This is a genomic window from Rhizobium sp. ARZ01, assembly GCF_014851675.1.
Lineage (GTDB): Bacteria > Pseudomonadota > Alphaproteobacteria > Rhizobiales > Rhizobiaceae > Mycoplana.
Genome location: NZ_JACVAE010000004.1, coordinates 123315 through 135996, shown reverse-complemented (window position 1 = coordinate 135996; position 12682 = coordinate 123315). Strand labels below are relative to the sequence as shown.

Genomic DNA, 12682 nt, shown 5'->3' with positions numbered 1-12682 from the left:
ATGCAGCAGTCCATTGAGGCCCACCTTAAGGCAACCAAAGCAAGACAAGGAGAGACCCATATAGTAGCCGCGGCAAGCAGGAAAGGCGGTAGCACGACTTCCAAATACGGCATCACGCGCATGTCGAGCGCCAAATTGGAGAGTTAGCTGCCCTCAGGTGTCAGTGTCGCGATACGTTGGCGTGGTGCCGGTTCATCTCGCAGACCTCTTCGCCCTGACTCATCACAGGGCCGGCAAAATCGATGTCGAAGCGGGCGATGCGAGACAATTCTTTGGGACCTCTAGTGACAGCCCTTGCCTTCCTCGCCCGTCGCCAGCCGCTCCAGGATCGGACAGTCCGGCCGGTCGTCACCGTGACAATGGGCGGAGAGATGCTGCAATGTCTGCACCATCTCCTGCAATTGACGCATCTTAGCGGTCAGTTCCTCGATGTGCTCGCCGGCGATGCGTTTCACATCGGCAGAGGCGCGACCGCGGTCTTGCCAAAGCGTGAGCAGATCGCGGATCTGGGCGATGGAGAAACCCAAATCGCGCGAACGACGAATGAAGGCGAGGGTCGCGAGATCCTTCGGGCCGTAGGTGCGGTAGCCCGAGCCGGTCCGACCGGCCTCCTTAATGAGGCCGATCGATTCGTAGTGGCGGATCATCTTCGCCGTGACGCCGCTTGCGGCTGCCGCTTCACCGATGTTCATGCCCAGCTTTCCTTTGGCTTGTTTGTGGCGCCGGCCGGATGAAACCGTTTCAGCCTGAGCGCATTGCTGACCACGAAGACACTGGACAGCGCCATCGCGCCAGCCGCAATTGCCGGCGACAGCAGGATGCCGAAAGCCGGATAGAGCACCCCGGCAGCTACCGGGATGAGCACGACGTTGTAGCCGAACGCCCAGAACAGGTTCTGGCGTATGTTGCGCATCGTGGCCCTCGAAAGAGCGATACCAGTCGCAACGCCGCGCATGTCACCCGCCATCAAAACGATGTCGGCACTTTCGATCGCAACGTCCGTACCGGTGCCGATGGCGATGCCGGTATCGGCGGCGGCAAGGGCGGGGGCGTCATTGATGCCATCGCCGACAAAAGCGACCTTCTTCCGGCCACCTTCGGAGAGAGACTGCACGGCAGTAACCTTGCCATCCGGCAGTACCTCCGCCATCACCTTATCGATACCAAGCGTGGCGGCGACCCCTTCGGCCGTGCGGCGGTTGTCGCCGGTGATCATCGCCACCTTGATGCCGAGCGCCTTCAGTTGCGCGATCGCTTCCTTCGTCGTCGGCTTGACCGGGTCGGTTACCGCGAAGAGGGCTGCAAGTTTGCCGTCGATAGCCGCATAGAGCGGCGAGGCACCCTGCGCCGCCAAGCGCTCCGAATCCTTTGCGAAGGGCGAAACGTCGAGCCCGAGCGAGGCCATGAAGCCGACCGAACCTGCATCAACCTTGCGACCGGAGACGGTCGCTGTGATACCCCGGCCGGAGGCCGCTTCGAAGGCGTCCGCGGCCGGAATGTCCAGCCCTTCCGACTTTGCCGCCTCATGGATCGCGAGCGCGATAGGATGCTCGGAGCGGACTTCGGCAGCCGCAACCAGCGAAAGCACTTCGCTGCGAGAAAAGCCGTCGTTGGGGATGATCTCTGTCAGCTCAGGGCGGCCGAGCGTCAGCGTGCCGGTCTTGTCGACAGCTACGACATTGGTCGATTCCAGCGTCTGAAGTGCTGTGCCCTGGCGAAACAGGACGCCGAGTTCGGCAGCCCGTCCCGTGCCGGTGATGATCGACGTCGGCGTCGCAAGGCCCATCGCGCAGGGGCAGGCGATGATCAGCACGGCGACGGCTGCGACCAACGCATGGGCCAATGCCGGGCTCGGGCCGAGCACGTACCAGAGACCAAAGGTAACGAGCGCGACAGCGATGATCACCGGGACGAACCAGGCGGTGACGCGGTCGACCAGCGCCTGGATCGGCAGTTTGGCGGCCTGCGCGTCCTCGACCATACGGATGATCTGCGACAGCACCGTGTCGGCGCCGACGCGGGTGGCACGGAAGGAAAACGATCCGGTCGTGTTCAGCGTGCCGCCGGTGACCAGGTCACCGGCCTTGCGCTCGACCGGCATCGGTTCGCCGGTGATCATCGATTCATCGACGAAGGAACTGCCCTCCGCCACCTCGCCGTCGACGGCAATTTTCTCACCGGGACGCACCAGCACGATATCGCCGGGAACGACAGCCTCCAGTGCGACGTCCACCGGCTGCCCGTCCCTCAGGATGCGGGCTGAAGTGGCGCGAAGACCGGCGAGGTGCCGGATCGCTTCGCCGGTGCGGCCCTTGGCACGCGCTTCGAGATAGCGCCCCGCGAGGATCAGCGTAACGATGACGGCCGCCGCCTCGAAATAGACATTCGCGGCACCGCCCGGAAGCAGTTCCGGAGCAAAGGTGGCGACGGTGGAAAAGCTCCAGGCTGCAGTCGTGCCGATGACCACGAGCGCGTTCATGTCGGGCGCGCCGCGCAGCAGGCTTGGAACACCCTTCTTGAAGAAGCGCAGGCCGGGACCAGCGAGCACGAGCGTCGCCAACACGAACTGGATCACCCGGCTCGTCTGCATACCGAGCGTTTCATGGATATAATGCCCGAAAGCCGGCACCGCATGCGCACCCATCTCCATGACGAAGAGGGGGGCGGTCAGGAGTGCGGCGACGATCAGCGAGCGGCGGAGGGCTGCGATCTCACCGGCACGGCGGACTTCGTCGGAGGGCGCTCCGGTTGCAGCGGTCTCGCGGGCTGCGTGGTAGCCCGTTTTTTCGATTGCGGCTGACAGATCGTCGAAGGTTACCGCGCCACGGAGAAAACGAACGCGTGCGTGCTCGTTCGCGAGATTTGCGGTAGCGTCGATCACGCCGGGCACCGATTTCAGCGCTTTCTCGACGCGGCCGATGCATGAGGCGCAGGTCATTCCCTCGACAGGGAATTCCAGCGTCTCCTCGGAAACGCCATATCCGGCCGCGCGGACGGCTTCGGCGACGGCCGACATATCCGGCTTGCCATCAAACGTCACGTCGGCCTTCTCGGTCGCAAGATTGACGGCGGCAACTGAGACCCCTGGCACCTTCTCGATTGCCTTCTCGACCCGACGTACACACGAGGCGCAGGTCATGTCCTCGATGGAGAGCTTTATCGTCTGCCGGAATTCCGGCTCCTTGACTGTGAGCATGATACACGGTCCTTTCATTGTGCAGATCGTGCACCTTCCCATGATGTCAAGGTCAAGCGTTTTTTTTCTGAGGCCGATTTCGCTTCCCGACCTCCGAATTTGACAGCCGTTGCGGATGCAGGGATAGATTTCGGTCACGTTGGCAACCTACAGGCGGGCATAGCGTGACATTTGCGGACATGAAGACCCGGATCTACCGCCGGATCAAATACAATCTCCTGCGGCCGCGCCCGCCCATCGCGGCGGCTCCCTTCGATGGGCCGGTCGTGGTCGTCGGGTCCGCGCCGATTTCGAACAAGCCCGCCGGATTGGACGCGCGTTTCCGTGTGATCACCGTCAACGGGGCGCAGATGGTGACGGAAAGGTGGGGCATCGAGAAGCCCGACATCACCTTCATGATGTTCCACCAGGTCCGCGGCACCAACACGAATGCGAAGGAAGTCAGGCGGGTCCTGCAGGGCAAACGCACCGGCACCTTGTACATGATGTTGTGGCGCGACGGTCTGCCATCCCTGCGGGAGGGGCTCCGAAACTTCGACTACCAGTACGACAACCTCCACATCATCGACCGATACCAGCGCATGGCGCTCCTCGACCGCGTCTGCGGCATGAAGAGCGAGGAACTCGACAGGGAAGACAAGTGCTCGAACGGTATCCATGCGGCACTCTTTGCTCTCCACAATGGCGCGCCGGCCGTCATCCTGACCGGCATCAGCCCGCATGCAAGTGGCCATATCTATAACCAGGAGAACCTGCCGCGATTCCACAAGGACATGGACCAGAAGGCCCTAAAGGCTCTTCGCGACAGGGGCCACTCCATCTACACGGCCGATCCCGATGTTGCTGAAGCCAGCGGGATACCGCTATGGACGGGGTGAGCCTCTGAGGGAGTTGCAGCGTGACCATGCATGTGAATGAAGGGACCGCGAACGTCGCTGTGAATGGCGGAACCTACGATTTCATCGTCATTGGAGCGGGGTCGGCTGGCTGCGTTCTCGCAAACCGGCTGTCCGCCGATCCTGCGAACCGCGTCCTGTTGTTGGAAGCCGGAGGCAGCGATCGCTATCACTGGGTTCAAGTACCGATCGGCTATCTCTATTGCATGGGCAATCCGCGCACCGATTGGATGATGAAGACCGCGGCAGAGCCCGGCCTGAACGGGCGCTCACTGCCCTATCCGCGCGGCAAGGTGCTGGGTGGGTGCTCTTCGATCAACGGCATGATCTACATGCGCGGGCAGGCGGCCGACTATGACAGCTGGCGTCAGGCCGGAAATGCCGGCTGGGGCTGGGACGATGTTCTGCCATTCTTCATCAAGTCAGAGGATAGTCATCGCGGCAAGTCGGCGATGCACGGTGCCGGCGGTGAATGGCGGGTGGAGCGCCAGCGCCTCTCCTGGCCAATCCTCGACGCTTTTCGCGATGCTGCCGAAGAGCTTGGCATTCCGAAACGCGACGACTTCAACGACGGTGACAATGAAGGCTCGGGCTATTTCGAGGTCAACCAGCGCGGCGGCTTGCGGTGGAACACGACGAAGGCCTTTCTGCGACCTGCGATGAAGAGGCCGAACCTTCGGGTTCTGACCGGCGCGGAAACCGGGCACCTCCTTCTGGAAGGCAAGCGCGTGACGGGTGTCCGCTTCACCATGAAAGGGCAGGCGCATGTCGCCCATGCGCGGCGGGAAGTGATCCTTTCCGCCGGAGCGATCAACTCGCCGAAAATCCTCGAATTGTCCGGGATCGGCCGCCCTGACGTGCTGTCCTCCATCGGGATAGAGGTGACGCATGAACTGCCGGGGGTCGGCGAAAACCTTCAGGATCACCTGCAAATAAGAACCGTCTTTCGCGTCGAAGGCGCGAAGACACTGAACCAGCTATACCACAATCTCTTCACCCGCGCCGGCATGGGGCTCGAATACATCCTGCGGCGCTCTGGTCCGCTATCGATGGCCCCGAGCCAGCTCGGCATCTTTGCCAAGAGCGACCCTGCCCTCGCCACTGCCGACCTCGAATATCATGTCCAGCCATTGAGCACCGATCGACTGGGGGAACCCCTGCATCGCTATCCCGCGGTCACGGTTTCGGTCTGCAACCTGCGGCCGGAAAGCCGCGGCACAGTTCACCTGAGCAAGAATGACAGCAGGTTGGCGCCGAATATCCGACCGAACTATCTGTCGACCATCGGCGACCAGCTCTTGGCAGCGAAGGCGATCCGCCACGCGCGCAGCCTCATGGCGACGCAGGCGATTGCAAAGTTCCATCCGAAGGAAGTGCTTCCGGGAGTGGAACATCAAACCGACGACGAATTGATCCGCCGCGCCGGCGACATAGCAACAACGATCTTTCATCCGGTCGGCACTTGCAAAATGGGGCGGGACGGCATGGCCGTGGTCGATAGTGCGCTGAGGGTCCACGGCCTTTCCGCCTTGCGTGTCGTCGACGCCTCGATCATGCCGACGATCGTCTCGGGCAACACGAACTCGCCGGTCATCATGATCGCCGAAAAGGCAGCAGCGGTAATACTGGAGCAATGATGGCACCTAGCCCGGAAGTCTGCGGCTCCCCCATTACCTACATTTTTTTGTCACGCGAAGACCCTTCGCCTGTCTCACTGTGGCAACAGCCAACGTTGCGTATGAGTAGCGTGTCCGAATCCGCACTGCCAAGCAATGCCGAGGTCTCGGGACAGCAACGACAGACCCCTTGAGTCTTTTTGGACTGTCCTTACATTGCGATTCTTCCGGAGGTTGAGTCGTCATGCGCGCGATCTTAAAAAGTTGTCTTCTGTCCATTGCGGTACTCACTTCCGCACCCGCATTGGCCGCAGACAAGGCCATCATCATTCTTGACGGATCGGGCTCGATGTGGGGCCAGATCGATAGCAAGCCAAAGCTCGAGATCGCACGCGAGACGCTCCGCAAGGTGTTGCCAACCATGCGGCAGGAACTGGAACTGGGGCTGATGGCCTATGGTCATCGCAAGAAGGGGCAGTGCGACGATATCGAATTGGTGGTGGAACCGGCTCCCGGAACGGGCGAAGTCATCACCAAGGCAGTGGCCGGCATGCGCTTTCTCGGAAAGACGCCGCTGTCGGCGGCTGTCGAGCAAGCCGCCACGGCACTGCGCCATACCGAGGAAAAGGCGACCGTCATCCTGATCACCGACGGGGTCGAGACCTGCAATCCCGACCCGTGCGCCGTCGGCGCAGCACTGGCGGAGGCGGGCGTGGACTTGACCGTCCATGTGGTCGGTTTCGGGCTTTCAAAGGATGAGGGGCGTCAGGTTGCATGCCTCGCGGAGAACACAGGCGGCCGCTATATCCAGGCGACCAACGCCGAGGAGTTGAGCGCCGCACTGAATGAAACCATTTCGCTGCCGAAGGAGACCGAAGAACCGAAGAAGGTAGAGCTTCCGAAAGCCAGCGTGGCGCCGGCGCCAAAGGTCGCCATCGGATCTGGCCTGGCAGTCGAGTGGAGCGGTCCTGGCGGCGAACGCGACTATGTCGATCTGGTGCCGGCCGGTTACGAGGAAACAAACGGCGAAATCAGTTACCGCTACGCCTCGGAAGGCCGGCCACTCCAGTTGCGGGCACCCGGACAGGTCGGGACCTATGAAGTACGCTATGTATGGGCCGGACCGGACAGACGCCATGTCCTCGCACGATCTCCCGTCGAGGTGGTCGACAGCGAATTCGCCCTGATCCCACCGCCTTCGGTGACAACGGGCCAGGCATTCGAGGTGAAGTGGAAGGGGCCGGCCAATCAGGGTGACTATGTCGACCTCGTACCGGCTGGACATCAGGAGACCAGCGGCGAGATCAGCTATTTTTATGTCGCGCGCGACCAGGCGTCAGGCCCCGGAAAGCTGCAAGCGCCCGCCGAGCCCGGTGCTTACCAACTCCGCTATGTGCTGGAGGCACCGGACGCGAAGAAAGTGATGATCAGCGTGCCCTTGGTCGTGACGCCGGCGACCGCAACGATCGCCCTCCCGCCGAAGATCGGCGCAGGAGCAGATGTCAGTGTCGCCTGGACCGGCCCCCGCAACTCGGGCGACTATATCGACCTGGTGCCTGCCAACTTTACTGAGACAAACGGCGAGATCAGCCATTTCAACATTGACTCCTCTGAAGACGGCGAGACCGGCGCGCTTCGCGCGCCAGGGACGCCGGGCCTCTACCAGGTCCGCTATGTGATGCAGGCCGCCGACGACAAGCGCGTGCTGGCGAGCCAGGCGGTCGAGGTAACGGCGGTGGACGCGATGATAACAGCACCGGAATCGGTGACGATTGGTTCCCGCTTCGAGGTCGAATGGAATGGCCCAGGCAGCGAGAGTGACTATGTCGATCTCGTTCCCGCTGGTTCTAGTGAAACCAACGGTGAGCTGAGCTTTTTCTATGCGACGGGCTCGGGTGAGGAAAAGCGAGGGATGCTACAGGCACCTGGCAAGCCCGGCGACTACCAAACCCGCTACGTGCAAGAGACCACAGACGGAAAAAAAGTGCTGGCCGCTCGAACGGTTGCGGTCACGCCAGCAACGGCGACCTTGGCTGGTCCGGAAGCGACAGAAATACAAACGGAGTTCATGGTCGAATGGACCGGTCCGGCCAACAACGGAGACTATATCGATCTGGTTCCAGCCGGCCATGCCGAAATCGGCGGGGAAATCAGCTTTGTCTATCTGCCGAGCGGAACAGCCGGTGGAAACGCCGCCTTAAAGGCGCCCGACCAACCTGGCGAATATCTGATCCGCTACATTTTGACGGCCTCGGATGGCCCCGTCATGCTGGAGAGCCGTTCCATTGCTGTTCAATGACCTGCTGCTATGCCACCGAACACTCGCCCATCCGCCGCTGGAGTTCTTGGGTTAGACAAGCGCATTTGCGCGGGCGAAGCAATGAGTGAGATGCGCAGCGTTCCGTTGTGCGGAGTGTTTCGCTCGTTGCAGTGAGGTGTGCGGCAAAGGCCGCCGGCGCAAGGTTGCCACTCGCCGAATTCGGGCGGGCGGCACTCCGCGACGATTGATCACGGATCATCGCAGGCGCACCTGACGGTTTGCAGAGAACGACAGAGGGGAGACGGGTATGTGGCTTCAAAAAAGACGGAGAACGGGGAATGCCTCAAGCCGGGTCAAAGGTTGAGTTTGACTATATCGTAATTGGCGCCGGCCCAGCCGGAGCGGCGGTCGCCCGTCGGCTGGCAGAAGCGCCGTCGCATCCAAGTGTCGCGGTGATTGAGGCCGGCGGCGCGAAGGCGCCGCTTCTGTCCGACATGCCGCTAGGCATGGCTTTACTGATGCCGTGGAAGAACCGCTGGAACTACGCGTTTCGCACCGAACCGCAACCGGGACTGAATGGGCGGCGGGGCTACCAGCCACGCGGACGCGGGATAGGGGGCAGCAGCCTTATCAATGCGATGATCTGCATTCGCGGTCAGCCTGAGGACTACGACGAATGGGCCGCGCAGGGCTGCGCCGGCTGGAGTTTCGCGGATGTCCTACCATTGTTTCAGCGGCTGGAGGCCAATAGCCGGGGCGCAAGCGACTGGCACGGGGAATTTGGCCCCCTAGTCGTCAGCGACCCCCGCCACACCAACCCGGCAACAGAAGCCTTTATCCGCGCAGGAAAGGAATGCGGCTACAATCACAACCCGGATTTCAATGGCCCCAGCCAGGAGGGCTTCGGCGCCTATCAGCTGTTCCAGCGCGAGGGACGGCGGTTGAATGCCGGCCGCGCCTATCTGCAGGAGGGCCCGCGCCTCCCGAACCTCTGCATTCTTGCCGAGACGCAAGCTGAGCGCATTCTGTTCTCCGATGGCCGGGCAAACGCGGTCCGGCTGCGGCGCGGCACCCAGTCCTTCGACGTGACGGCGCGGCGCGAGATTGTGCTCAGCGCCGGGGCCTTCGGCTCCCCGCAGCTTCTGATGCTGTCGGGGATCGGACCCGCCGCCGAACTGGCGCAGCACGGCATCGCTGTTTTCGCCGATCGTCAAGACGTGGGCGAAAATCTTCAGGATCACCTGGACTTCACGACCAATCTTCGGATGAAGGCGCCGGGGCTGTTCGGGCTGAACCTATCGACGGCGGCCCGGGGCGCGGTTGATCTTGTTCGCTGGATGCGCCGGGGCGAAGGCATGTTTACCAGCAACGCCGCAGAAGGCGGGGCATTTCTGCGCTCAAGCCCCACAGTATCGCGGCCCGATCTCCAGCTTCATTTCTGCATCGGCTTCGTTGATGACCACAACCGCAACATCCATCTCGGCACCGGCATGGCACTGCATGTCTGTGCGCTGCGCCCGGCCAGCCGCGGTCGCGTGGGCCTGCGGAGCGCCGAGGCACGCGACGCGCCGCTGATCGATCCGCGCTTCCTTTCCGCGCCGGAGGACATGGAAATCCTCGTTCGCGGAGTGGGGATCGTGCGACGCATCCTTGCCGCGCCGTCGCTGGCCCGTTTCGGTGGCCGGCCTATCCACGGGATCGGCACAGAGGAAGGCGAGGCGCTACGAGACCTGATCCGCCTCCATGCCGATACGATCTATCATCCGGTCGGAACTTGCCGGATGGGAGCAGATGCCAGTTCGGTGGTTGATCCACGTCTACGTGTTCGCGGCGTGGCGGGACTGCGCGTGGCCGATGCCTCAATCATGCCACAACTGATCAGCGGCAACACACAGGCCCCCTCGGCCATGATCGGAGAAAAGGCGGCCGATCTGATTCTTCACGAGGAGCAGTGATGAAGTTACGGGATAGCTCGCGAAACATGCCTTGGCGCAAACGCCGGGGTTAGTTCCCGGCGAATCAACAGCGATGAGCTGATAGGGACCCGGCACAAGCAAACGGGCCGGAGACATGACTGTATCCGACCCGCAACGCTCAATCATCGGCCAAGTTCACAGCGACGAGCGGCCGCCATCTAGACGTGATATCGCTACCCAACCACTCAGAGCGTCTTCAGCACATCGCCAAGCGCATCCACCAGCATGTCGGCATTTTCCCGAGAGAAGACGAGGGGAGGGCGGATCTTCAGGATGTTGGCGTTGGGGCCGGAGGCGCTGATCAGGATCCGACGATCCCGCAGGCCGTTGACGATGCGGGTCGTGAGTGCCGCGTCGGGGCGCTTTTCTGCCGGGTCAGCAACGACTTCGACGCCGATGAAGAGGCCGGTGCCGCGTACGTCGCCGATCGCCGGGCAAATGCCAGAAAGGCTCTTCAGCCCGTCCATCAGGTAGCGGCCGACCTCCAGCGCATTCTGTTGCAGTCCTTCGATACGGATCGTGTCGAGTACGGCCTTGCCGGCGGCCGCAGCGATCGGGTTGCCGCCGAACGTATTGAAATAGCGTGCCCGCGGGCCGAATTCGGCGATGACTTCCGGCCGAAGCACGATACCCGCCATCGGATAGCCGTTCCCCATCGGCTTGCCGATCGTCACCATGTCAGGCGCCACACCGTGACGTTCGAAACCCCACATTGCCTCACCGGTACGGCCGAATCCGGGCTGCACCTCGTCGGCGACGAAGAGGCCGCCCGCCTCATGGATCGCGTCGACGGCCGGTTTCAGAAAACCCTTCGGCCCGGCAAAGATGCCATCACTCGAAAAAATCGTGTCCGTGATCAGCATCGCCGGCTTGATGCCGTGGCGCTTCAGGTCGGCAATCGCCGCGCGCACATCGCGGCCAAACTTTTCCATCATCTCTTCGGGCGAGAAGCGGTAGCTGTCGGGAGCGGGAACCGTGCGCACGTGCGGTCCGAGCGTTACCGATTCGCCGAGCGAGGGCGAGAACTCCGCAACAGCGCTCGTCAGCCCGTGATAGGCAAGTTCGGTCGCGATGATGCCCGTTCCACCCGTCACATGACGGGCGATGCGCACAGCGAGGTCGTTGGCCTCGCTGCCCGTGCACGTGAACATGGCCTGGCTGAGGGCGTCGGGGAAAGTGGCCGTCAGCGTCTCGGCATAGTCGATGATGCCTTCATGCAGATAGCGGGTGTGGGTGTTGAGCACCGCCGTCTGCTTCGTGATTGCCTCCACCACGCGCGGATGGCAATGGCCGAGCGAGGCGACATTGTTATAAGCGTCGAGGTACTTTTCGCCCGCGGCGTCATAAAGGAAGACGCCTTCACCACGCACGAGATGCAGCGGCTTTTCGTAGAAGAGGCGATAGGCGGGGCCGAGAACCTTTTCTCGCCGCGCGATCAGCGCCCTTTCGGCCTCGTTCAGCCGTTCGAAATCTTCGCGCGAGAAAGCATTCACCATCGACATGATTAGGCCTCTGAAAGGTTGGGCACGAGCTTCTTCAGCCCGGCTGGTGTCAGATCGGATATGTTTTGCAGCCCCCGCCAGGCGGTGGCATGATTTCGCATGATGTAGTCACGGTTTTCCGGAAAGCGTGCTGAACGCCATTCGGCAATGATGATGGACATCGCCAGGCGCGACCGCGCGAGCAGCGGCAGAAGTTCGATCTCCGCGGGTTCTAGCGCACGCGCCGAAAGGAAGCCTTCGAGGAAGGCACCGGTGCGTGCTGCCCAGTTGTCCGTCGCCAGATGGTAGGACAGCGCGACGGCAAGGTCGTTGATCAGCGGCGCATGCACCATGTCACCGAAGTCGATGATGCCAACGATCTCGGTCGGGGCCGCCGGATCGAGCAGAATGTTGTGGGGATTGAAGTCGTTGTGGATAATCTGCCGCCGCTTGAGCCCGCCGATAGCGGGCAGAGAGCGCTCGAACTCGCCCAGCACCGCCTCCACCTGCGCCCGGCGCTCCGGCCCGACATGATCGACCACAGCGGCAAGGTCGAGCGTGTGGGAAATGTCCCACATCAGCTTGCCGGCAGGTGGGCGCCCTCTGTAGTCCTCAAGGCCCAGTCCGAGCGCCGCAAGCGCCCGGCCGACATTGCGGCTCTGCGCTTCGGAAGAGGGCGTGCGGTATTGCAATTCTCCACGGAGGAACGTGAGAAGGCGCATGATGCGCGGGCCGTCTACGGACGAAAGTGTATGGCTCGGCGCGCCGGATGCGGTCGGCACGAGCCGTGGCACCGGCACGGCAGGGGCGGTCGCCGCAAGTTGCAGAAGCGCCCCGTCCTGAAACTCGAGAGCGGCCGGGTCCTCGGCGGGATTGGCGATCTTCAGGATGAATTCCGTTCCGTCGTCACGCGTGAACAGAAAAGTTTCATCCCGTTCGCTCGAAAGCCGCTTCACCCTGCCGTTCAGCCCATAGACACGCGCGACCTCCGCTTCGGCATCGGCGAGCGATGTTACGCTCCACGACGCCGACATGGCATCCGTCTTCTTCGTGGCGGGCGACTGCTCCGTCATGCTTGCTCCGTTGCGGGTTTCCCGCATTTCGTTCGACCTTGCCCCGTTGATGGACATTGCGTCCCATTCAAAGGGGGCTGGCGGTGCTACTTCGATACGCAACGTCGGGCAGAAATACCGCACGACACTAGCCTGCACTTGAAACACATCAAAAAAGATGCATCAAGTATCTTATTAAACGATA

8 protein-coding genes are annotated in these 12682 nt (G+C 62.2%); 4 read left to right on the top strand and 4 right to left on the bottom strand.

The genetic code is table 11. From position 1 onward, the window contains the following. Positions 1-281: 281 nt before the first annotated feature. Positions 282-692 carry a Cu(I)-responsive transcriptional regulator gene (gene cueR / locus IB238_RS20865; protein ID WP_192251629.1) on the bottom strand — a complete coding sequence of 137 codons (411 nt, stop codon included), beginning with the start codon at positions 690-692 and terminating at the stop codon, positions 282-284. Continuing rightward, positions 689-3196, bottom strand: coding sequence for a heavy metal translocating P-type ATPase (locus IB238_RS20860; protein ID WP_192251628.1), 2508 nt, complete (start codon positions 3194-3196; stop codon positions 689-691). The genes cueR and IB238_RS20860 overlap by 4 nt, the downstream gene beginning before the upstream one ends. 179 nt (positions 3197-3375) lie before the next feature. Between IB238_RS20860 and IB238_RS20855 the strand changes: the two genes are divergently transcribed. From IB238_RS20855 to IB238_RS20840, 4 genes are all read left to right on the top strand, one after another. After that, positions 3376-4074, top strand: coding sequence for a membrane-anchored protein (locus IB238_RS20855; protein ID WP_192252442.1), 699 nt, complete (start codon positions 3376-3378; stop codon positions 4072-4074). 26 nt (positions 4075-4100) lie between these two features. After that, the gene (locus tag IB238_RS20850) at positions 4101-5729 is read left to right on the top strand and encodes a GMC family oxidoreductase (protein WP_192252439.1); all 1629 of its coding nucleotides are present in this window, start codon (positions 4101-4103) and stop codon (positions 5727-5729) included. A gap of 223 nt (positions 5730-5952) precedes the next feature. Continuing rightward, positions 5953-8007 carry a VWA domain-containing protein gene (locus IB238_RS20845; RefSeq protein ID WP_192251626.1) on the top strand — a complete coding sequence of 685 codons (2055 nt, stop codon included), beginning with the start codon at positions 5953-5955 and terminating at the stop codon, positions 8005-8007. A gap of 299 nt (positions 8008-8306) precedes the next feature. Further along, a complete protein-coding gene (locus IB238_RS20840; RefSeq protein WP_192251623.1) occupies positions 8307-9923 on the top strand; it encodes a GMC family oxidoreductase N-terminal domain-containing protein in 1617 nt (538 codons plus the stop codon). A gap of 206 nt (positions 9924-10129) precedes the next feature. Here the strand turns inward: IB238_RS20840 and IB238_RS20835 are convergent, their stop codons facing one another. Together IB238_RS20835 and IB238_RS20830 are read right to left on the bottom strand one after the other, a co-directional pair. Beyond that, positions 10130-11446: an aspartate aminotransferase family protein gene (locus IB238_RS20835; protein WP_192251620.1), complete on the bottom strand. Its 1317-nt coding sequence runs from the start codon at positions 11444-11446 to the stop codon at positions 10130-10132. 2 nt (positions 11447-11448) lie between these two features. Beyond that, positions 11449-12498 carry a phosphotransferase enzyme family protein gene (locus IB238_RS20830; RefSeq protein WP_192251618.1) on the bottom strand — a complete coding sequence of 350 codons (1050 nt, stop codon included), beginning with the start codon at positions 12496-12498 and terminating at the stop codon, positions 11449-11451. Positions 12499-12682: the final 184 nt, after the last annotated feature.